Origin of the sequence: Serratia sp. KG1D, from assembly GCF_037150675.1 — a bacterium.
In the GTDB taxonomy this organism is placed as follows: Bacteria; Pseudomonadota; Gammaproteobacteria; order Enterobacterales; family Enterobacteriaceae; genus Serratia; species Serratia nematodiphila.
In genome coordinates this window covers 623,227-645,427 of the sequence record NZ_JBAGIH010000003.1, presented here as the reverse complement: position 1 = coordinate 645,427, position 22,201 = coordinate 623,227, and the positions used below count along the sequence as shown (strand labels likewise).

Below are 22,201 nucleotides of genomic sequence, written 5' to 3'. Positions count from 1 at the left end.
CGGTCACACCTGCGCCCGCTGCCACTCGGCAAACTGGATTTCCAGACTATTCTGAGCATCGGACAGCCAAATAGTTCCCTCCTGCAGCGTCGCCTGCAGCGTCATGGTGCGGCTGGCCAGCGCCGTCAGCCGCGCCAGCTGCTCGTCATCGAGGAAACGCACGCTCAGGTTCTTGTAACCGGCCACCTTGCCCTGCATTCCCTGCCACCACACGTGCGCGGCGCGCTCGCCGTAGGCGTACAGCACCACGCGCGGCGACTGGTTGCAGGCCTTGCGAATGCGCTTCTCGTCGGGCAACCCCATCTCGATCCACATTTCCAGCCCGTTATGGTCGTTGCGCTGCCAGATCTCCGGCTCATCGTCGGCGCTCAGCCCTTTGGTGAACACCAGCCGCTCGTCGGCATGGCAGATCCAGGCCAACAGGCGCAGCATCATGCGCTGTTCATTTTCGGACGGGTGTTGCGCCAGCGTCAGCGTGGCGTCGTGATAGAAGTGACGATCCATATCAGCGATATTGACCGCGGCTTTATAAATGGTTGCTTTCAGCGCCATGGGTGACCTCGTTATTATTCGGCGACAGTGTACTTGATCAGGGGCGAACGCCGCCAGCGCAGCCCGGTTCGGCGCAGAACGAAAGGCGTGTCGAGGTGCTGATAACTCCATAACAGCTGTGCTATAGTCGTCTAGGATAGGATAAAACTCCGAGAGCCTGCGCCTCATCGCGAGAGCGGTCTTGATGATGCAGAGGTTCTTAAGGGAGGAAACTGTGCAACAATACTGTGAGTTAGTACGCCGTACTTACGCCGAGATTGGCAGTGGAGATCTTGGCTACGTGCCTGATGCGCTGGCTTGTGCGTTAAAGGCATTGGACGATGTCGCAGCGAACGACGCGCTACCGTCCTCCGTTAGGGAACAGGCGGCCTTTGCCGCCGCTAACTTATTGGTGAGCGACTATGTTGATGAATGATGAGTACCAACCCATCAATTGCGATGACTACGACAACCTGGAACTCGCCTGTCAGCATAAACTTATTCTGAAGCTGGAGTTACGCGACGGAGAAGTGATCGAGGCCAAGGCGATCGACCTGCTGCAAAAGAAACGCGTTGAGTATCTGACCATCGAACAGAACGGCCAGCAGCGCGACCTGCGTCTGGACCATATCAGCAGTTTCAGTCATCCGGAAATCGGTACCGTGGTCGTCAGTCTGTCGGACTGAGCAGCGGTAACCCCATCCCAACAGGGCAGCCCGACGGCTGCCCTCGTCATTTACGGCTTCAGGCTGGCATAGTAAGCCGCCAGATCGGCGATGTCGTTATCCGACAGCCCCGACACATAGGCCTTCATCACCTCGGCCTGGCCGCCGTTGCGCTCCCCTTTCCTATACGCCTGCAGCGCATGCTGCAGGTACATGGCGTTCTGTCCGGCCAGATTCGGGTACATCGGCACCGTCACCTTGCCCTGCGCGCCGTGGCACGCCGCACAGGCGGCGGCTTTCGCCTGACCGGCGGCCGCATCCCCCGCCGCCAACGCCGGCAGGCTGAACAGGCCGGCGGCCAACAGCGTGATCCCCACAAACTTCATCATTGCTCCTCACGATTATGATTTTTTTCCCAGCGCAGCCGCCACGGGCGTTCGCCTTCCGCCACCTGCCCCGCCTCACAGACGAATGCGCCCAAGGCAGCGATCAACTGCTCATCATAATAAATCAACGGGATGCGATCACGCTGCCAGGGAGGGATCCCCAGCTCCTGCCACAGTTTTTTTATCGGCCGCGAATGGGCGCGCCCCACGATGCGCACGGCGCCCTGCACGCCGCCGAAACGAATGCTGATCCGCTGCGATGACAGCGGCGCGCGCAGCGCCAGATCGCCCTCACCGGCGATCAGGCGCCCCAGCCCGTCCGGCAACGTCAGCGGCTCGTCAGGCCGCCAGAGCAGATGCACACCACGCAGCGCCGCCAGCGGCGGCAGCAGGTGCAGTCGGCCACGGAAACGGCGGATCTGATAGGCGCCGAGCTGCAGCTGCGGTTCGGCGTCTTCCCGGCTGAGTGCCACCTCCTCCCACAGGCGCTGTAGCTGCTCACGCGCCGGCATAGTGACGTTAAACAACGCGATCCAGCGCCGCAACAAGGCGAAACGCCGCACCGGCGAACAGTCGGTCAGGCCGTCGATCGCCAATGAGCGGTCCGCCGCCAACAGGCTTTGCAGCGGTTCCGCCAGCAGTTCGTCCAGCAGCTGCTCCTGCTCGGCGCACAGGCTGGCGCTGCGCGCCACCGCCGAAGCGAAGTGCGGCCAGCGCTGGTTGAGCTGCGGCAACACCTGCAAACGCAGGAAATTGCGATCGAAGCGCGTGTCCTGATTGCTGTCGTCATCTATCCAGCTTAAGGCGTGGCGCTGCGCGTAGCTTTCCAGCGTTTGACGCGAGCAGCCCAGCAACGGCCGCAACAGCAAGTGCTCGCCCAGCGTGGCGCGCGCCGCCATCGCCGACAACCCCGCCGGCCCGCTGCCGCGCTTGAGCGCCAACAGGAAGGTTTCGCTTTGATCGTCAAGGTGTTGAGCGGTAAGCAGCGCTTCTCCCTCCGCCAATGCTGCGCTGAAGGCGGCATAGCGCGCCGCACGCGCCGCTGCTTCGATGCCGCCCTGGCGGGCGTCCACCTGCACGTGCGTCACCGTCAGCGGCACCCGCCAGTCGGCGCACTGGCGGCGGCAATGCTCAACCCAACGGTCGGCAAAGGCGCTCAGGCCATGATGCACGTGCAGCGCACGCAGCTGCAGCGCCGGACGCTGGCGGCGCAACGTCGCCAGCAGATGCAGCAGCACGCTGGAATCCAGGCCGCCGCTGAACGCCACCAGCAGCCGCTGCTGCGCGCCCAGCTGGTCCGCCACCTGCGTCGTTAATTGATCAGTATCCATCGGTAGGCTTTGTCACTTCTACATAGCTGCACGTTAACTCCGCCTACCGCCATCAATCAAGCATTAACCGTCCGGGCCTGGCGCCGCGTCAGCAGCCACCAGCCGCCCAGCACCGCGATCACCGCCAGCGCGCACCCGGCCGCCCCCCAGCCGATCTGAGCGAAAATGCGGCCATACGCCTGCATCGCCGCCCCCTCGATGTGGTCTTCGGCGGTCTGATTGGCGATGATGCCCGCCAGATAGTTAGCGATCGAACCGGTCGCCAGCATATAGATACCGGTCAACACGCCGGTGGCGCCGGGGATATTCAGCCGGGTGATCTGCGCCATCGCCACCGGATCGATAAACAGTTCGGCAAAGCCCATCACCGCCAGGCCGGCGATCATCAGCCCCATCGAACCCGGCCCGTGCAGCCGCGTATTGAGCGCCATCAGCATAAAGCCGACGCCGATCAACAGCAGACCGAAGGCGAACTTGCACCAGATACGCAGCGTCCGGTCGCCCGCGCCACCGCCACTCGCCAGCCAGGCCAGCGCCACGCCGCCCAGCATCACCGCGCAGGCGTTAACCGACTGGAACAGCGCGGTCGGCACCGTCCAGCCGAACCAGCGCCGGTCGACGAAGTGATCGATAAACAGGCTGATGGAGCTGCCGCCCTGCTGGGCAAAAGCCCAGAACAGCGTGCCCAGCAGCATCAGTACGATGATCTGCCACAGCCCCCGCCGCTGGCCGGCGTCCGCGCGCAGCATAATGCGCGCCACCAGCGCCACCGCCGCCACGCACACCAACCCGAGCAAATAGCCGGCCCAGTCGCGTTCAAACAGCAACGTGAAGAACAGCGGCGACGCCAGCAGCGCCGCCAGCAGCCATCCCCAGTGCGGCAGGCCCAGGCTCCTGGCACGCATCAGCGGGGCATTCACGCCGCGGGTGTGGCGGAAATGGCGTCCGCCAAGCAGAAAAATCACCAGACCGGCGAACATGCCGATCCCGGCCAACGCAAAACCGACGTGCCAGCCATAGCGCTCGGCCGCCAACCCGCAGGCGATCGGCGCCAAAATGGAACCGACGTTGCCGGCGGCGTACAGCAGCGAGAAGCCTCCTTCGCGGCGCGAGTCCTGCGCCGGGTACAGCTCGCCCAGCAGGCAGCTGATATTGGATTTGAACAGGCCGTAACCGCAGATGATGATCGCCAGCGCCAGATAGAGCGACTGGGCGGAGACCGCGCTCAGGCCGAGCACGATATGCCCCAGGGTCATCAGCGCCGCGCCGGCGATCACCGCGACGCGGTTGCCCAGCAGGCGGTCGGCGAGCCAGCCGCCAAGAATAGGAGTGACGTAAACTAACGAAGCGTAAGCGCTGTAGAGATCGATGGCGTGGCTGTCGGTATAGCCGAGTTGGTGGGTCAGATAGAGGATCAATAACGCACGCATGCCGTAAAAGCTGAAATATTCCCAAATTTGTATCGCTACGACATAGTAGATTGCGCGCGGCTGTGAGGGTGTTTTCATGGTGGTCTCCCATCAGTCGGTGAACGACAAAGGGGAAGCGCGAGCGCCTCCCCTGTTTTTGGCTGCGGTTATTTCGCCTTCAGCACTTTCACCCGATAACGTCCGTCCGCCTGACGGTAGGCGCCGTGAATGTCGGTTTCAAAGCCCGGATAATGCGCGCCGATTTCGCACAGCATCTGCAGGAACTCCAGCACCGGCCGGCTCTCTTCGGTCAGCATCTCGCCCGGCATCACCAGCGGCACGCCCGGCGGGTATGGCAGGATCATGTTGGCGTTGACCTTACCGACCATCTCTTCCAGATAGACCTCTTCCACTTCGCCGTGCAGCTCTTTCTGGAACGCCTGGTACGGGTTCATCACCATGGTTGGCAGCACTTCGAACGCGCGGTACATCAGGTCCGGCAGGTTGTGTTGCTCCACCAGGCGGTGAATGTTCTGCGCCAGATCCTGAATGCGCATGTTTTCATAGAAATCAGGCGCTTCCTGATACAGAGAAGGCAGCATGTTTTTCACCCGCAGGTTCAGGTCGAACGAGCGTTTGAAGTCGGTCATCGCGCGCAGCAGGCTGAGCGCCTTGGTTTTATCGATGCCGATGCTGAACAGGAACAGCAGGTTGTACGGCCCGGTTTTCTCGACGATGATGCCGCGCTCGTCGAGGTATTTCGCCACGATGCTGGCCGGGATGCCGAACGGCTGCATCTCGCCTTCCTTGCTCATCCCCGGCGTCAGAATGGTGACCTTGATTGGGTCCAGATACATGTGTTCATTGTCGATGTTCTTGAAACCGTGCCAGGCGCTGTCGGAGCGCAGCGGCCAGCACTCCGGCTCATCGATGTGCTCCGGCTGCCAGACGTCGAAGAACCAGCCGTCGGATTCGACTTTCAGGCGTTTGATCTCTTTACGGAACTTGATCGCGCGTTCGATAGAGCCGTGGATCAGGCGCTTGCCGGCGTTGCCTTTCATCATCGCCGCAGCGGTTTCGGTCGAGGCCACAATGCCGTAGTGCGGCGAAGTGGTGGTGTGCATCATGTAGGCTTCGTTGAAGGTCTCTTCGTTGATGTCGCCCTTCACGTGGATCATCGACGCCTGCGAGAAGGCCGCCAGCAGTTTGTGGGTGGACTGGGTTTCATAGATCACCTTGCCCTCCACGCGGCCGCCGCTCATGCCGCACTTGCCTTTATAGATCGGATGGAAGTTGGTGTAAGGCACCCAGGCGGAATCGAAGTGGATAGACTTCACGTCCAGAGTGTTCTTGATAAAGTCGGTGTTGTACAGCAGGCCGTCATAGGTGGAGTTGGTGATCACCGCGTGCACCGGCCAGGTGGCGTTCGGGGTGTCCTTCACGCGTTTGGCGATGGTGGCGCGCTGGAACTCGCTCTGCGGGATGCCGCCGAGGATGCCGTAAGCGTTGCGGGTCGGGCGGAAGTAGATCGGCGTGATGTCGCTCATCATCATCAGGTGAGTCAGCGACTTGTGGCAGTTGCGGTCAATCAGCACCGTGCTGCCCGCCGGCGCCGAATACATGCCGACGATCTTGTTGGCGGTGGAGGTGCCGTTGGTGACCATGTAGCTGCGTTCGGCGTTGAACACGCGAGAAATATACTCTTCCGCCTCTTTGTGCGGGCCGGAGTGATCCAGCAGCGATCCCAGCTCGGACACCGAAATCGAGATATCCGACTTCATGGTATTCGGGCCGAAGAAATCGTAGAACAGGCTGCCCACCGGGCTTTTCTGGAACGCGGTGCCGCCCATGTGGCCCGGCGTACAGAAGGTGTATTTGCCTTCGCGCACGTATTTGAACAGCGCCTTGGTCAACGGCGGCAGGATGGTGTCGATATACTCGTCGGTATTCTGTTTGATCTTGGCGGCGATGTCGGTTGCCGCGCCGAGCGCATATTCGAAGAAGCGCACCTGCATGCGCAGATCGTTCAGGCTGACGTCAAGCGTCGAATAGGTGTTGGCGAATGCGTACAGCGGCATGTACTCGTTCAGTTGGCTGATCTCTTCGCACAGCTCCAGGTTGTATTTGTCCCAGTCGAAGATCACCCCGCACAAGCGGGCGTTGTTCTCGATCAGTTTCAGCAGGTCTTCGCGATCGTTAGGGTAAACGATGCGGAAATCCAGACTTTCCAGCGCCTGATGCAGTTCACGGATAGGCTCTTCTTTAAAGTAGACACCCATGTGATTCATGATGGCGATAACGTTCATATGCATTTCTCCTGGCAAAGCAAGCCCCTTCCCGTCGCGGCTGACAGGTCGGAAAGAAAGGGGCTGGGTAAATTCAGTCGGTCAGCGGACGCGAATCAGTGCGCTTTGGCCGTGGTGTTTTCATCAACCGCCGCGGCGTTGGCAGCCTGGCGGGTATTCATTTTCCGGGCGTAGAACATCAGGATAATCAGGCTGATGATAAAGGTGCCGGACAGTTCGAAAGAGTTGGCGCCCATCAGCGCGATGAAGCAGAAGCCGCAGCCGCACACTGAAGCGATCAGGCTCAGCAGGTTGCGCACGTTGACCCCTTCAAAGCGGATCAGGTCTACGCAGGAGTAGAAGTAAGGCAGCATGGTCAGCAGCACCGCGATGCCTGTCAGCTCACCGAACAGGTCGGAGGCTTTGCCGCCGGCGGAGCTCATCAGGGTGATCAGCACCATCAGCGCGGTCATTTTGCAGCCAGCAAGCAGCAGGCCTTTCTTCGGAATGCCGTTTTTATCCAGCTCGCCGTACACTTTCGGGAAGTTGCCGTCGTTGGCGGCGCGCACCCCGGCCTGGCCGACCAACATCATCCACGAACCGAGCGAGGTCAGGCAGGCGAAGGCGGTGAAGGCGGAAACCATCGGTGCGGCCCAGTTGCCCATAATCGCCGAGGCGCTGATGGCGAACGGCGCGCCGCTGGCGGCCATTTCAGACGCCGGGAACATGCCGCTGATCACCTGGGTGGCGGCGATATAGATGATGCCCGCCAGACCGGTGCCGAGCATGGTCGCCAGCGGTACGGTGCGTTTCGGGTTTTTCACCATGCCGGTGCTGACCGCCGCGGATTCCACGCCGATGAACGCCCACAGGCACAGCAGGATACTTTTGATGACCGCATGGCTGTCGGTGGTGCCGGAGGTGTTCCAGTTAGCCTGGTAGGTGGCGGCGTCAAACCAGTGCCAGCCAAGGGTGGCGGTCACGATCACCGGGATCAGCACCAGCACCAGGCCCAGCGTGGTCAAACGGCTGACCCAGGTTCCGCCCAGCATGTTCACGAAGGTGAAGACCCACACGATGGCGATACAGGCGATGCCGGCGGGCACCGGGTTATTCAGCGCCGGGAAGAAGGTGGAGAGATAAGAAACGGCGGTAATGCCGATGGCCAGGTTACCGATCCAGTTGGCATGGTAATAAAGCACGCCGGTCTGGAAACCAAAGGCCGGGGAAATTTCACCGGCGTAGGCGATAGGGCCGCCCTGCTGTGGGTTTTTGGTGGCGAGGCGGGCATACACATAAGCCAGCGACATCGCCCCGATAATCGAGATCACCCATCCCCAAATGGCGATGGATCCGAGACTCGCCAGGTTGGCGGGCAATAAGGCAATCCCGCTCCCCATCATATTACCGGCGACCACGCCGGTGCAGGCAATAAGCCCTATTTTCTTGGGTGAAGCCATGGTCAGTTTCTCCTGATTTACGTTTCTTATAAGCCACGCCCATAAATAAAAGATTTTAATGAGCCGGCTTGATAGTCAGGATGCTAACCATCGGGGGGAATAAAGTCCTAAAGATAAAGTGAGATTACGCTCATGATCATACAAATGATAACCTGAGGTTTTTCATTAACACATCAAGATAAAAAGACAGGCTAAAGAAAAGATAAACATCATTTAAAAACAAAAAGATGACAAGGTTAATAACGCATAACAAATGGCAAAAAAGAGATAATATCGCGCAGCAAAATAATACATTCATGCAACATGACTTCACCAATAAATAACGCCGCCATGATCCCCGAAGAATAAGGGCGGCGTGATATTGGGTTAATTATTGGCGCTGATAGTTATTTAAATAAGGCACCACGTTGGTCAATGACGTCTGGAATACGCCATTGGTGATCCAATGCAAGGTATCCTCTCCGGGGCGAAGATTGAAGGCGGTAATATAAGAGTCGGCCGCCAAATGATTCTGCCCCTGCATTTCATACACCTTGCCCAGCAGCACATAGTTCAGCCACGACATTTGCAGCTCAATCCCCAGATCGATCGCCCGGTGCGCTTCGTCAATGCGCCCCTGCGTCAAAGCATCTACCGCCAGAACCTGCTGCATGATCGGCGTGTTCTTCAATTCGGGGATCGTCGCCAGATGGCTGATATCGGCGCGCAGTTGCCCCAAGGCCGGGCTGTCGAACGGTTGATAAGAATTGCGCAGCAGATCCACCAACGCTTTTTCAGCCAGCAGATAGCGGAAGTTCGGCGCGCTGTTAATCAGCTCGCTCAGCTGGGCGCTGGCGCGGGTCAACGAATCGGCGTCACCGCGGATCAGCAACTGATGCGCCTGGTAGAAACGCTGCAGCAACGGCCCGTTGTCGGGCAGCAACTGCGCCAGACGCTGCTCCAGCTGTGGCGGCCAAGGCTGCTTCAGCGCCGCGGACAGGCTGGCGAGGAAGTCGGTCTGGATCTTCAGCTGGTTATCGGCGGTGATGAAGTAACGCTTGTCCAACATGATCGAACTGTCGGCGTTATCCACCAGCCGCACGGAGAGGAAACACTGCTGGGCGCGGTAGTGGCGCTGATTGACGAACTCGATATACAGCGACTTGCCCGAGTTGCTGGGGCCGGAATAGTTGTAATTAGTTTGGTCATGCACCAGGAAAGTCGAGTAGGTGTTCAGCGAATCGGTGATCAGCTCGCTGACGCCCACCACGTAAGAGAGCTGGGGCATCCAGTTGCTGCAGCTCTCGCCGCCCTGGATGCGGATATCGATATCGCGCGGGTTGAGCAGCACCGGCATGGTCGATACCGGCACGCGCTGCGACAGCGTGGCGATGCCGACAAACGCCACGCAGACGCTTAGCGCACTCAGAAACGCCAGCCACACCCAGAACGTCGAGCGGCGATAAAAATGCGGCTTCTTCTCGCCGGGCGCGGCAGCCGGCACGCTTGCCCGGCGCGGCGGCACATAGGGCGTATCCTCTTCATCATCGCTGCCGTCTTCCGGCTCATGCATAATCACCGCGATCTGCGGCGCCGGTGCAATCGCGGGTTGTGTCTCCCCCTCTTCACACCAGATCACCGACGTCGCCAGCTTATACCCGCGCTTGGGCACGGTGATAATGTATTCCGGGCTGTCGCTGTCGCCGTCTTTCAGGTACTTGCGCAGCTCTGAAATACATTGGGTCACCACGTGGTTGGTGACGATATTGCGCTTCCAGACGTTGTCGATCAGCTCGTCGCGGCTCAGCACCACGTCGGGGTGCCGGGCGAAATAGCACAGCATGTCGATCAGGCGCGGTTCCAGCGTTTTCTGGCGACCATCGCGGCTGATGGTGTTGTCGGCAGGAGTAACCAGCCACTCCCCGACGCGAAAAGCAGGCTCTTGCATGGCGGAAATAACTCTGTAGGCATGTAGGGCAAGGGCGCGATCATAGCATAACCGCCCCCGGCTGTGGCCGCCGGGAGGCGATTAAGCCGTTAACTCTCGTATAATTCTAACGGTAAACCATCGGGATCGCTGAAAAAGGTAAAGCGGGATTGGGTGTAGGGATCGACACGCACCGGTTCGCAGGCAACGCCGGCCGCCTGCAGATGAGCGATAGCCTGATCGATGTCGTCGACGCTGAACGCCAGATGGCGCAGGCCGCAGGCCTCCGGGCGGCTGACGCGAGCCGGCGGCGAGGGGAAAGAAAACAGCTCGATGGTGTATTGCCCATTGAGCGCCAGATCCGCTTTCCAGGAGCCGCGCTCCTCACGGTAGACTTCGCTCAGCAGGGTAAACCCGAGAATGTCGCAGTAAAAACGCTTGCTGGCGGCGTAGTCCGCGCCAATGATCGCGATGTGATGCACCTGACGTAATGCCAGCATAGAAACCCTCTCCTGTTCATTCTGATGGGGCACGGTATCCGGCGGCGGCGATGCCGTCAATGAAAAAGCCCGGCTTATCTTCAAACCGCCGGGCGCGTTATGGCCTTATGGCTGCGGGGCTTTCAGCACCTTCACCAGATAGCACCCGTCTTCCGTCAGTTTGGCGCCGTGGATATCGGTTTCAAAACCGGGATAGCGCTCACCGATCGAGCATAGCATCAGCAGGAAATCGAGCACCGCCCGGCTCTCTTCGGTGATCATTTCCCCCGGCATCACCAACGGCACGCCCGGCGGATAAGGCAGGATCATATTGGCCGCCACCTTGCCCACCAGCTGATCCAGCTCGCAGGTTTCGACATTGCCGCGCACCTGCTCCTGGAACATCTGGTGCGGCGTCAGCTTCATTTCCGGCAGCACGTCGAACGCCCGCTGCATCAGGCCTGGCAGATCGTGTTGGCGGATCAGGCGATGAATGCCGGCGGCCAGATCCTGGATGCGCATATGGCGATAGAAATCCGGATCTTCGGCGTACAGATCCGGCAGCATGTTCTTCACCCGCAGGTTGAGATCGTAGGCGCGCTTGAAGTCGGTCAGGCCGCGCAGCAGGCTCATCGCCTTGGTTTTATCGATGCCGATGCTGAACAGGAACAGCAGGTTGTACGGCCCGGTCTTCTCCACCACGATGCCGCGTTCGTCGAGGTACTTCGCCACCAGCGCCGCCGGGATCCCCTCTTCTTCCAGCGCGCCCAGCTCATTCATGCCCGGCGTCAGGATCGTTACCTTGATCGGATCGAGGTACATATGATCGCGATCGGTCTGGCCGAAACCGTGCCAGTTATCGTCCGGATCCAGCGGCCAGCACTGCGCCTCATCGATCTCTTCCGGCTGCCAGATATCGAAGAACCAGCTGTCGCTTTCCTCGCGCAGCCGCTGCACTTCACGGCGAAAATGCAGCGCGCGTTCCACCGAACGGTTGATCAAACGGCGCCCCGGGTTGCCGCGCAGCATGGCGGCGGCGGTCTCCATCGACGCCACGATGCCGTAGTGCGGCGAAGTGGTGGTGTGCATCATGTAGGCTTCGTTGAAGGTGCTCTCATCGTAGTCGCCCTTGATATGAATCATCGAGGCCTGCGAGAAGGCGGCCAGCAGCTTGTGGGTAGATTGGGTTTCGTAGAAAACCTTGCCGGGCACCCGCTCGCCGCTCATGCCGCTCTTGCCGTCGTAAATCGGATGGAAGTTGGTGTAAGGCACCCAGGCGGAATCGAAGTGAATCGACGGCACCTCCAGCGTCTGCTTAATGTAGTCGGTGTTGTACAACAGGCCGTCATAGGTGGAGTTGGTGATCACCGCATGCACCGGCCAGGTGGCGTTCGGCGTCGCCTGCACCCGGGCGGCGATGCTCTCACGCGTGAATTCGCGCTGCGGAATGCCGCCGAGGATGCCGTAGGCGTTGCGCAGCGGGCGCAGATAGATCGGCACGATATCGCTCATCATCAGCAGGTGGCACAGCGATTTGTGGCAGTTGCGGTCGATCAGTACCGTGCTGCCCGCCGGCGCCGAATACATGCCGACGATCTTGTTGGCGGTGGAGGTGCCGTTGGTGACCAGATAGCTCTGCTCGGCGTTGAAGGTGCGCGCGATATACTCTTCGGCCTCCAGGTGCGGCCCGGTGTGATCCAGCAGCGAACCGAGCTCGGTGACCGAAATCGAGATGTCGGCCTTCAGGGTATTGGCGCCGAAGAAGTCATAGAACAGGCAGCCCACCGGGCTTTTTTGAAACGCAGTGCCGGCCATGTGGCCCGGCGTGCAGAAAGTGTACTTGCCTTCGCGCACATAGTTGAACAGCGCCTTGGTCAGCGGCGGCGTGATGGTGTCGATATATTCCGCGGTGTACTGCTGGATGCGCTGCGCGATGTCGTCCGCCGCGTTCAGGCCGTACTCGAAGAAATAGAGCACCATGCGCATTTCATGCAGGCTGACGTCGAAGGTGGAGTGGGTATTGATAAAGGCGTACAGCGGCAGGTATTCGTTCAGCTCGTTGATCTCGCTGCACAGCTCCAGGCTGTAGTCGTCCCAGTCGAAGATCACCCCGCAGATGCGGGCGTTGGCTTCGATCAGCTTCAGCAGATCACCGCTGTTTTTGGGGTACACCAGCTGGAATCCCATGGCGGCCAGCGCAGCGTGGAGCTCGCGAATCGGCTCATCTTTGTAGTAGACGCCCGTCGGGCCCATGATGGCGATGATATTCATCGGCAGCTCCTGTCAGTTAACGGCCAAGTCTCTATAACACCACGAAAATCCGGCGGTGTGTAGCCAAAAAAAAAACCGCCCGGAGGCGGTTTCTTGCAGCGAAGCACAGAACTCAGCAGTAGCCGTAATTCATCAGACGCTGGTAACGGCGGTTGAGCAACTCTTCATCGTTCAGACCATCCAGATCTTTCAGATCGGCCAGCAGCTGCGCTTTCAGCGCGGCGGCCATCGCCGGCACGTCGCGGTGCGCGGAACCCAGCGGCTCCGGGATCACCGAGTCGATCAGCTTCAGCTCTTTCAGACGCGGTGCGGTGATGCCCATCGCTTCTGCGGCCAGCGGGGCCTTATCGGCGCTCTTCCACAGGATGGAAGCACAGCCTTCCGGCGAAATCACCGAGTAGGTGCTGTACTGCAGCATGTTCACCTTGTCGCCCACGCCGATCGCCAGCGCGCCGCCGGAGCCGCCTTCGCCGATGACGGTGCAGATGACCGGCACGTTCAGACGCGACATCTCACGCAGGTTGCGCGCGATAGCTTCCGACTGGCCGCGTTCTTCCGCGCCCACGCCTGGATAAGCGCCCGGGGTATCAATAAAGGTGATGATCGGCATCTTGAAGCGTGCGGCCATTTCCATCAGGCGCAGCGCCTTGCGGTAGCCTTCCGGCGCCGGCATGCCGAAGTTGCGGCGGATCTTCTCTTTGGTTTCACGGCCTTTCTGGTGCCCGATGATCATCACCGGGCGGCCATCCAGGCGCGCAATGCCACCGACGATCGCTTTGTCGTCAGCGTAAGCGCGATCGCCCGCCAACTCTTCGAAGTCGGTAAAGATGTGTTTGATATAATCCAGGGTATAAGGACGGCGCGGGTGGCGTGCCAATTGGGCAATTTGCCAGGCCCCAAGATCGGCAAAAATCTTGCGCGTCAGCTCAACGCTCTTTTCACGCAGGCGCTGAACCTCTTCGTCCAGATTAATATCTAATTTTTCGTCTTGACGGCTGACTGCAGTCAGCGAGTCAATTTTCGCTTCCAGCTCTGCAATCGGCTGTTCAAAATCAAGAAAATTCAGACTCATAGCATTCCTATTTTAGTCAAATTCCAAGTCCACCTGCTCATTGCCTACCAACGTCCGCAAGTCGATCAACAAGCGGTCGGTGGGCGTCACGCGCCAGGTTGCGCCAAAACGCAGCTTGGCTCGCGCATCTTCCCGTTGATAGTAGAGATGCACTGGAATCGTCCCCGATCGATGGGGTTCCAACGACTGACGGAGACGGTTCAAAAGCTGGTCATCAATTTGCCTGTCAGTCAGCGAGATAGCAAGCCCGCGAGCGTATTTTTCCCGGGCTTCACTGATGTCCATTACCTCGCGGGCCATCATTTTAAGCCCGCCGCTAAAGTCATCAAAGCTGACCTGTCCACTGGCGATAAGGATACGGTCTTTTTCCAACAAATGCTGGTATTTTTCTAACGCTTCGGTGAATAACATCACTTCCAGACGGCCCGAACGGTCATCCAGCGTGCAGATGCCGATGCGGTTGCCGCGCTTGGTCACCATCACCCGCGCGGCGACCACCAACCCGACGGCGGTAGTCATTTTGCCCCGATCCGTCGGGTGCATGTCTTTCAAACGCTGGCCACCGGCGTAACGTTCGATCTCCTTCAGGTACTGGGTGATCGGGTGGCCGGTCAGGTACAGCCCCAGCGTCTCCCGTTCACCGTCCAGCACCACCTGCTCCGGCCAGGGCGCGATATTGGCGTAGGATTGCTCTACCTGCTCCGGCGCTTCCGCCAGCACGCCAAACATATCCACCTGGCCGATAGCTTCGGCTTTCGCATGCTGATCCGCCGCTTTCAACGCGTCGCCGAGCGAATTCATCAGCGCGGCGCGATGCGGCCCAAGGCGATCGAACGCCCCGGACATGATCAGTTTTTCCAGAATGCGGCGGTTCAGTTTCTTGATGTCGGAGCGCGCGCAGAGATCGAACAGGTCTTTGAAGTAACCTTGTTCGCCGCTGTTGCGCGCCTCGATGATCGCCTCGATTGGCCCTTCCCCTACGCCCTTGATGGCGCCGATGCCGTAAACGATCTCGCCGTCGTCGTTGACGTGGAAGTGATACAGGCCGCTGTTGATGTCCGGCGGCAGGATCTTCAGCCCCATGCGCCAGCATTCGTCCACCAGACCCACCACTTTGTCGGTGTTGTCCATATCGGCGGTCATCACCGCCGCCATAAACTCGGCCGGGTAGTGGGCCTTCAGCCACAGCGTCTGGTACGACACCAGCGCATAGGCGGCGGAGTGCGATTTGTTGAAGCCATAACCGGCGAATTTCTCCACCAGGTCGAAGATTTTCACCGACAGTTCGCCGTCGATGCCGCGCGCTTTGGCGCCGTCTTCAAAGCCGCCGCGCTGCTTGGCCATTTCGACCGGGTTCTTTTTACCCATCGCACGGCGCAGCATGTCCGCTCCGCCCAGCGTATAACCGGCCAGCACCTGGGCAATCTGCATCACCTGTTCCTGATACAGGATGATGCCGTAGGTCGGTTCCAGCACCGGCTTGAGCGACTCATGCTGCCACTGAATGTCCGGGTAGGAGATCTCTTCACGGCCGTGTTTGCGGTCGATGAAGTTATCCACCATGCCCGACTGCAGCGGCCCCGGACGGAACAGCGCCACCAGTGCGATCATGTCTTCGAAGCAGTCGGGCTTCAGACGTTTGATCAAATCTTTCATGCCGCGCGATTCAAGCTGGAACACCGCCGTGGTTTCCGAGCGCTGCAGCATGTCGAAACTTTTCTTGTCATCGAGTGGGATGGCGGCGATGTCGATCGGTTCCAGCCCGGTCTTGGCGCGCCGGGCGTTGATCATCTCCAGCGCCCAGTCGATGATGGTCAGGGTGCGCAGACCGAGGAAGTCGAACTTCACCAGCCCGGCGTATTCCACGTCGTTCTTGTCGAACTGGGTCACCGGGTGGTTCCCTTCGGCATCGCAGTACAGCGGCGCGAAGTCGGTGATCTTGGTCGGCGCGATCACCACGCCCCCGGCGTGTTTACCGGCATTACGCGTCACCCCTTCCAGCTTGCGCGCCATGTCGATCAGCGCCTTGACCTCTTCGTCGGCCTCGTAAATTTCCGGCAGCTGCGGTTCGGCGGCGAAGGCTTTCTCCAGCGTCATGCCCGGATCCGGCGGCACCAGCTTGGAAATGCGATCGACGAAGCCGTACGGGTGCCCCAGCACGCGGCCCACGTCGCGGATAACCGCTTTCGCCGCCATGGTGCCGAAGGTGATGATCTGCGATACCGCTTCGCGGCCGTACATCTCCGCCACGTGCTCGATCACCTGGTCACGCTTCTCCATGCAGAAGTCGACGTCGAAGTCGGGCATTGAGACACGTTCCGGGTTCAGGAAGCGTTCGAACAGCAGATCGAACTCCAGCGGATCGAGGTCGGTGATTTTCAACGCATAGGCCACCAGCGAACCGGCGCCGGAACCGCGCCCCGGGCCCACCGGCACGTTGTTGTCCTTCGACCACTGGATAAACTCCATCACGATCAGGAAGTAGCCGGGGAAGCCCATCTGGTTGATCACCTTCAGCTCTACGTCCAGACGCTCGTCATATTCCGGGCGGCGCTGCGCGCGCACTTCAGGATCGGGGAACAGGAACTCCAGACGCTCTTCCAGCCCCTCTTTCGATTTGAGCACCAGGAAGTCCTCGGTGCTCATATCGCCGGTCGGGAACTGCGGCAGGAAGTATTCGCCGAGGCGAATGGTGACGTTGCAGCGCTTGGCGATTTCGACGCTGTTCAGCAGCGCTTCCGGGATGTCGGCGAACAGTTCGCACATCTCGTCTTCGCTGCGCATGTACTGTTGCGGGCTGTAGTTACGCGGCCGCTTAGGGTCGTCCAGCGTAAAGCCGTCGTGAATGGCGACGCGAATCTCATGGGCGTCGAAGTCATCTTCCACCAGGAAGCGCACGTCGTTGGTGGCCACCACCGGCAAGCCGCGCTCAGTGGCCAGCGCCACCGCCGCATGCAGGTAGTTCTCTTCGTCCTGACGGCCGGTGCGGATCAGTTCCAGATAGTAACAGTCCGGGAAATGCTGCTGGTAGAAATCAAGACACTGATCCACCTGCGCCTGGTTGCCGCGCAGCAGAAACTTGCCGACGTCGCCCTGACGCGCACCGGAGAGCAGGATCAGCCCTTCGCGATGTTCAATCAGCCAGTCGCGATCGATGGTCGGGCCGGCGGCGCCGTAGCCACGCTGATAGGCGCGGGAAATCAGCAGCGTCAGGTTCTGGTAGCCTTCGTTGTTGCTGGCCAGCACCGTCAACTGAGCCAGTTCATCGCCCAGCTCTTCGCTTTGCACATGGAAATCCGCGCCGATGATCGGTTTGATCCCGGCGCCGTGCGCGCTGCCGTAGAATTTCACCAGCCCACACAGGTTGGTGAAATCGGTGATTGCCAGTGCAGGCATGGCTAACGCGGCGGCTCTTTTCACCAGCGGCGCCGTCTTGGCCAATCCATCAATCATGGAGTAGTCACTGTGGACGCGCAGGTGAATAAAACGAGGTTCGGCCATCTCCAGATACCTGATTGAAGGGGCTCAGCAGGCTGAGCCCGGGTTAATGCTATCGTCGAGCCGGTCAGGCTCGCAGGCTACAGCGCCAGCGCTCTTTTCACCGGCGCGAAGCTGCGACGATGATGCTCGGTGGCGCCCAGCGCGGCCAGCCGCTCCAGGTGGAAGGCGGTCGGGTAGCCTTTATGCTGCGCGAAACCGTAGTCCGGGTACTCGCTGTCCAACTCGGCCATTTCGCGATCGCGCGTGACCTTCGCCAGAATGGACGCCGCGCTGATCTCCGCCACGCGGCTATCGCCCTTCACCACCGCCTGCGAACGCATCGGCAAGCTCGGGCAACGGTTACCGTCGATTAAAACCATGTCCGGCGCGATATGCAACCCGGCCACCGCGCGCTGCATCGCCAACATGGTGGCGTGCAAAATGTTCAGTTGGTCGATTTCCGCCGGTTCGGCGCGCCCCAGGCTCCAGGAGAGCGCCTTGGTGACGATTTCGTCATACAGCGCCAGGCGGCGTTTTTCACTGAGTTTCTTGGAGTCCGCCAGACCGACGATCGGCTGCGCCGGATCGAGGATCACGGCGGCGGTGACCACCGCGCCGACCAACGGGCCGCGGCCCACTTCGTCCACACCGGCAATCAGCGTGGCAGCGGGATAGATAAAGGGTTCAATCATGCTTTCGCCAGCTCCAACACAGCCTGAGCGGCCTGTTCGTCCGCACCGCAACGGATGCTTTGGTGCAAGGTAAGGAAAGTGTGTTTCAACGCTTCGGTTTCCGGGCTCTCTTCCAGCAGCGGCATCACGGCGGCGGCCAGTTTGTCCGGCACGCAGTCATGCTGCAACAGCTCGGTGACGATCTCGCGCCCCGCCAGCAGATTCGGCAGCGAAACGTAAGGCGTTTTTACCAGCTTCTGCGCCAGCCAGAAAGTGAACGGTTTCATGCGATAGCCCACCACCATCGGGCACTTGGCCAGCATGCACTCCAGCGCCGCCGTACCGGATGCCAGCAGCGCCGCGTCGCTGGCGATCATCGCTTCGCGCCCCTGCCCATTCAGCAGGTGTACGGTCAAATCCGGCGCAACCTCGGCCTTGATGCGCTCAAACTGCTCGCGCCGTTTGGCGTTGACCAGCGGCACCACCACTTCCAGCTCGGGATAACGAGTGCGCAGCAGCTGCGCGGTTTTGAGGAAGTCGGCGCTCAGCATCTCGACTTCGGCGCCGCGGCTACCCGGCAGCAAGGCCAGACAGCGCGCCTGCGGAGCGATGCCAAGCTGAGCGCGCGCCGCCAGCCGGTCGGGCTGCAACGGCATGGCGTCCGCCATGGTGTGGCCAATAAACCGGCAAGGCACGTTGAAACGATCGTAAAACGCTTTTTCGAAAGGGAGAAAGGCCAGCACCAAATCGGTGGCTTTGCCTATTTTGAAAACGCGCTTTTGCCGCCAGGCCCACACGGAAGGGCTGACGTAGTGGATGGTGCGGATACCGCGCTGCTTGAGGCGGCCTTCCAGCGTGATGTTGAAGTCCGGCGCGTCGATGCCGACAAACACGTCCGGCCGCAGCTCACCGAAGCGGCGGGTAAGATCCTTGCGGATCTTCAACAGGCGTGGCAAACGCTCGAGCACTTCCACCACGCCCATGACCGCCAGCTCTTCCATTTCGTACCAGGCTTCGCAGCCTTCGGCCTGCATCAACGGGCCGGCGACGCCTACGAAACGCGCGTCGGGGATCTGCGCCTTGAGCGCACGGATCAAGCCGGCCCCGAGAATGTCACCGGAGGTTTCTCCGGCGACCAGTCCGATAGTCAATGGACGATTCGACATAACTCAGCGAATGATGCCACGGGTGGAACGGGTGAAGAAATCGAGGTATTGCTGCACCACCGGCTGTTCTTTGGCCAGGGCTTCGATTTCCGCTTTCGCTTCATCAAGCGTTTTCTCGCTGCGATACAGGATTTTGTAGGCGTTGCGGATTGCCTGCATTTCATCCTTGTCAAAACCGCGGCGCTTCAGGCCGACCGCGTTGACGCCGAACGGCGTAGCGTGGTTGCCCTGAGCGATGACGAAAGGAGGCACGTCCTGAGCGACACCGGAACAACCGCCTACCATCACATGCGCGCCGATAATGCAGAACTGGTGGATCGCCGTCATGCCGCCGATGATGGCGTGATCGTCGATTTCCACATGCCCCGCCAGCGTGGCGTTGTTGGCCAGCACGCAAGCATTGCCGACCACGCAATCGTGGGCGACGTGCACGTTGACCATCAGCAGGTTGTCGTTGCCCACTTTAGTCAGGCCGGTACCCTGCGCGGTGCCGCGATGAATGGTCACGCTTTCGCGGATGCGGTTGCGATCGCCCACTTCAACGCGCGTCGGTTCGCCCGCGTATTTCAGATCCTGATTCACTTCGCCGATAGAGGCGAACTGATAAATCTGATTATCGCAGCCAATCTTGGTAATGCCGTTCACCACCACGTGGGATTTCAGCACCGTGCCGGCGCCGATTTCCACCTGGGAGCCGACGTAGCAGAATGGGCCGATATGCACGTTGGCGCCGATCACGGCGCCTTCTTCGACTATCGCGCTAGGATGGATAAAGGCGGTTTGGTCAATCACGGATTAAGCCTCCCGGCTGCGGGCACACATCATGGTTGCTTCGCAGACAATTTTACCGTCAACGGTCGCCACGCCTTTGAAGCGAGTCAGACCGCGGCGAGTTTTCTCGAAGGTGACTTCCATGACCATCTGATCGCCTGGCACCACAGGGCGCTTGAAACGTGCTTCGTCGATACCGGCGAAGTAATACAGCTCGCCCGGCTCCAGTTTGCCGACGCTTTTAAACGCCAGGATACCGGTGGCCTGCGCCATGGCTTCCAGGATCAATACGCCTGGGAAAATCGGTTTGCCAGGGAAATGGCCCTGGAAAAACGGTTCATTCACCGATACGTTCTTCACCGCACGCAGATATTTGTGCTCTTCAAACTCGAGGACGCGGTCGACCAGCAAGAACGGGTAACGGTGAGGAAGCAGATCCAAAATTTCTGCAATATCCAGAGTATGAGTGTCAGTAGTCAAAATACTCTTCCTGTCTCTAAAAACTGATGGCATCAACAACACGGCCTGCGTTGACCCCAAAAGGAGATCATCATGCAGGCCGCAAATTAACATCTCTTTGCGCTTTTGGTCTCACGACCAACGCGTTTCGTTTTGTACCCGCCAGGGCGGGCGGCAATGATTAGTCTTTTCCGACTTTACGTTCGACAGCTTTCAAGCGCTTGCTGATCTCATCGATATTCATCACCAACGCAGCGGTTTTACGCCAAACCTTGTTAGGCTGCAACGGAATGCCCGAAGAGTATACCCCAGGTTCGGTGATTGGTCGCATAACCATTCCCATTCCGGTAACAACAACCTTGTCGGCAATCTCCATGTGACCGTTGATCACGCTGGCACCGCCGATCTGGCAGTAGCGGCCGATTTTCAGGCTGCCAGCCATGATCACACCGCCGGCGACGGCGGTATTGTCGCCAATCACGACGTTATGTGCAATCTGACATTGGTTGTCGATGATAACACCATTCCCGATTTGGGTGTTATCCAAAGCGCCGCGGTCAATAGTGGTGCAAGCGCCGATTTCGACGCGATCGCCGATAATCACCGTGCCCAACTGAGGGATTTTGATCCATTCGCCGCGCTCGTTCGCATAGCCGAAACCGTCCGCGCCGATCACGGTGCCGGACTGGATCAGGCAGCGCTGGCCGATTTCAACCGCATGATAAATTGTGACATTCGCCCACAGACGCGTTCCCGCGCCGATGCGTGCGTGTTTGCCGATGAAGCAACCCGGGCCGATAACCACGTTATCGCCAAGCACCGCACCCGACTCAATCACCGCGTTCGCCCCAATGGCGACGTTCTGCCCCAGCTGCGCTTCAGGCGAGATCACCGCGCTTGGCGCGATATCCTGCGCCGGTGCCGGCGTAGTGTCCATCAGTTGCGCCATGCGCGCGTAGGTCAGATAAGGGTTTTTAACCACCAGCGCCGCAGCACGGCAGTGTGGTAAATCCGCTTCGGTAAGCACCACGGCGCTTGCCTGGCAGGAAGACAGCTGCTCTTGATAGCGGCTGTTTGACAAAAACGTGATTTGGCCAGGCTGTGCCGAATGCATAGAAGCAATGCCGGTGATGACGAGATCGCCATCACCGTGCAATTGTGCATCCAACTGCTGCGCTAAATCAGCCAGTCGAATTGAAAGCATGTGTTATTTAACCTGTTTCAGCACGTCAGCAGTGATATCTTTGGAAGAGTCTGCATAGGCAACGGCGTTGGCGTCGATCACCACGTCATAACCGCCTTTGCTGGCGACAGATTTCACCGCGTCCTGAATGCGGCTCAGGATCTTGTTACGTTCTTCCATCTGGCGACGGCGGTTGTCCTGCTCGAAAGCCTGGGCTTTCTGAGAGAACTGCTCGCGTTGCGCCATCACGTCTTTTTCCAACTTGCTGCGGTCGCTGGCTTTCATGGTAGCGCCGTCACGCTGCAGACGTTGCATTTTGGTCTGCAGGCTACGTTCCATGTTCTGGAGTTCGCTTGCACGGCCTTTAAACTCGTTTTCCAGCTGTTTAGCGACCGCTTCGCGGGCCGGCAGCTGTTGGAAAATGCTGGAGACGTTAACGACAGCGATCTTATCTGCTGCCTGAACGCCAGCTGAAGCAGCCATTGCTAAACCGAGGCCTGCGGCACACAACCACTTTTTCACTATAAACTCCTTACCATCACCCATTTGTGTCATATGACACTGAAGTACACAATTTGCCAGACTTGTCCCACCAAACAATGAGAATCATCTCCCTCTGCCGGCGGGCGCCTGGCCATTGCGATTCTTAATAACTGTTATGCCCAGAGGCGAGACC

The 22,201-nt window shown here is 59.5% G+C and carries 19 protein-coding genes; 2 read left to right on the top strand and 17 right to left on the bottom strand.

What is annotated here, in order from left to right; translation table 11 throughout:
- Nucleotides 1–3: 3 nt before the first annotated feature.
- Nucleotides 4–552: a YaeQ family protein gene (locus tag WFM45_RS18070; protein WP_004931995.1), complete on the bottom strand. Its 549-nt coding sequence runs from the start codon at nucleotides 550–552 to the stop codon at nucleotides 4–6.
- A gap of 214 nt (nucleotides 553–766) precedes the next feature.
- Here WFM45_RS18070 and WFM45_RS18065 point away from each other — a divergent pair, with 214 nt between their 5' ends.
- Both WFM45_RS18065 and rof read left to right on the top strand, forming a co-directional pair.
- Nucleotides 767–967, top strand: a complete 201-nt coding sequence (locus tag WFM45_RS18065; protein ID WP_004931993.1) for a YaeP family protein — start codon at nucleotides 767–769, stop codon at nucleotides 965–967.
- Nucleotides 954–1,217, top strand: a complete 264-nt coding sequence (rof, locus tag WFM45_RS18060) for a Rho-binding antiterminator (protein ID WP_004931991.1) — start codon at nucleotides 954–956, stop codon at nucleotides 1,215–1,217. Before WFM45_RS18065 ends, rof begins: the two co-directional genes overlap by 14 nt.
- A 50-nt stretch (nucleotides 1,218–1,267) precedes the next feature.
- Here rof and WFM45_RS18055 read toward each other — a convergent pair whose 3' ends face one another.
- From WFM45_RS18055 to skp, 16 genes are all read right to left on the bottom strand, one after another.
- The gene (locus tag WFM45_RS18055) at nucleotides 1,268–1,582 is read right to left on the bottom strand and encodes a c-type cytochrome (protein ID WP_049277238.1); all 315 of its coding nucleotides are present in this window, start codon (nucleotides 1,580–1,582) and stop codon (nucleotides 1,268–1,270) included.
- Nucleotides 1,582–2,913: a tRNA lysidine(34) synthetase TilS gene (gene tilS / locus WFM45_RS18050; RefSeq protein WP_336956667.1), complete on the bottom strand. Its 1,332-nt coding sequence runs from the start codon at nucleotides 2,911–2,913 to the stop codon at nucleotides 1,582–1,584. Before tilS ends, WFM45_RS18055 begins: the two co-directional genes overlap by 1 nt.
- 56 nt (nucleotides 2,914–2,969) lie before the next feature.
- Complete coding sequence (dtpD, locus tag WFM45_RS18045; protein WP_021505644.1) at nucleotides 2,970–4,421, bottom strand: dipeptide permease DtpD; 1,452 nt, start codon at nucleotides 4,419–4,421, stop codon at nucleotides 2,970–2,972.
- Nucleotides 4,422–4,489: 68 nt separating this feature from the next.
- Nucleotides 4,490–6,628 carry a lysine decarboxylase CadA gene (gene cadA, locus WFM45_RS18040; RefSeq protein ID WP_004931982.1) on the bottom strand — a complete coding sequence of 713 codons (2,139 nt, stop codon included), beginning with the start codon at nucleotides 6,626–6,628 and terminating at the stop codon, nucleotides 4,490–4,492.
- Between the two features lie 95 nt (nucleotides 6,629–6,723).
- Nucleotides 6,724–8,067 carry a cadaverine/lysine antiporter gene (gene cadB / locus WFM45_RS18035; RefSeq protein WP_033639529.1) on the bottom strand — a complete coding sequence of 448 codons (1,344 nt, stop codon included), beginning with the start codon at nucleotides 8,065–8,067 and terminating at the stop codon, nucleotides 6,724–6,726.
- A gap of 370 nt (nucleotides 8,068–8,437) precedes the next feature.
- A complete protein-coding gene (gene cadC, locus WFM45_RS18030; RefSeq protein ID WP_015378886.1) occupies nucleotides 8,438–9,994 on the bottom strand; it encodes a lysine decarboxylation/transport transcriptional activator CadC in 1,557 nt (518 codons plus the stop codon).
- Between the two features lie 89 nt (nucleotides 9,995–10,083).
- Nucleotides 10,084–10,473, bottom strand: coding sequence for a VOC family protein (locus WFM45_RS18025; protein WP_015378887.1), 390 nt, complete (start codon nucleotides 10,471–10,473; stop codon nucleotides 10,084–10,086).
- A 105-nt stretch (nucleotides 10,474–10,578) separates the two neighbouring features.
- On the bottom strand, nucleotides 10,579–12,723 hold the full coding sequence (locus tag WFM45_RS18020; RefSeq protein ID WP_004931974.1) for a lysine decarboxylase LdcC: 2,145 nt from the start codon (nucleotides 12,721–12,723) through the stop codon (nucleotides 10,579–10,581).
- Between the two features lie 112 nt (nucleotides 12,724–12,835).
- Entirely contained in the window at nucleotides 12,836–13,795 is a 960-nt protein-coding gene (accA, locus tag WFM45_RS18015) for an acetyl-CoA carboxylase carboxyl transferase subunit alpha (RefSeq protein ID WP_004931972.1), read from the bottom strand.
- 12 nt (nucleotides 13,796–13,807) lie between these two features.
- Nucleotides 13,808–17,296 carry a DNA polymerase III subunit alpha gene (gene dnaE, locus WFM45_RS18010; protein WP_004931970.1) on the bottom strand — a complete coding sequence of 1,163 codons (3,489 nt, stop codon included), beginning with the start codon at nucleotides 17,294–17,296 and terminating at the stop codon, nucleotides 13,808–13,810.
- Nucleotides 17,297–17,373: 77 nt separating this feature from the next.
- Nucleotides 17,374–17,967, bottom strand: a complete 594-nt coding sequence (gene rnhB / locus WFM45_RS18005; protein WP_085337075.1) for a ribonuclease HII — start codon at nucleotides 17,965–17,967, stop codon at nucleotides 17,374–17,376.
- Nucleotides 17,964–19,112, bottom strand: coding sequence for a lipid-A-disaccharide synthase (lpxB, locus tag WFM45_RS18000; RefSeq protein WP_033632250.1), 1,149 nt, complete (start codon nucleotides 19,110–19,112; stop codon nucleotides 17,964–17,966). The genes rnhB and lpxB overlap by 4 nt, the downstream gene beginning before the upstream one ends.
- Nucleotides 19,113–19,115: 3 nt before the next feature.
- A complete protein-coding gene (gene lpxA / locus WFM45_RS17995; RefSeq protein ID WP_004931964.1) occupies nucleotides 19,116–19,904 on the bottom strand; it encodes an acyl-ACP--UDP-N-acetylglucosamine O-acyltransferase in 789 nt (262 codons plus the stop codon).
- Between the two features lie 3 nt (nucleotides 19,905–19,907).
- Entirely contained in the window at nucleotides 19,908–20,363 is a 456-nt protein-coding gene (fabZ, locus tag WFM45_RS17990) for a 3-hydroxyacyl-ACP dehydratase FabZ (protein ID WP_004931962.1), read from the bottom strand.
- A gap of 160 nt (nucleotides 20,364–20,523) precedes the next feature.
- Nucleotides 20,524–21,546, bottom strand: a complete 1,023-nt coding sequence (gene lpxD, locus WFM45_RS17985; RefSeq protein WP_004931959.1) for a UDP-3-O-(3-hydroxymyristoyl)glucosamine N-acyltransferase — start codon at nucleotides 21,544–21,546, stop codon at nucleotides 20,524–20,526.
- Between the two features lie 3 nt (nucleotides 21,547–21,549).
- A complete protein-coding gene (gene skp / locus WFM45_RS17980) occupies nucleotides 21,550–22,047 on the bottom strand; it encodes a molecular chaperone Skp (RefSeq protein ID WP_004931958.1) in 498 nt (165 codons plus the stop codon).
- Nucleotides 22,048–22,201 lie beyond the last annotated feature (154 nt).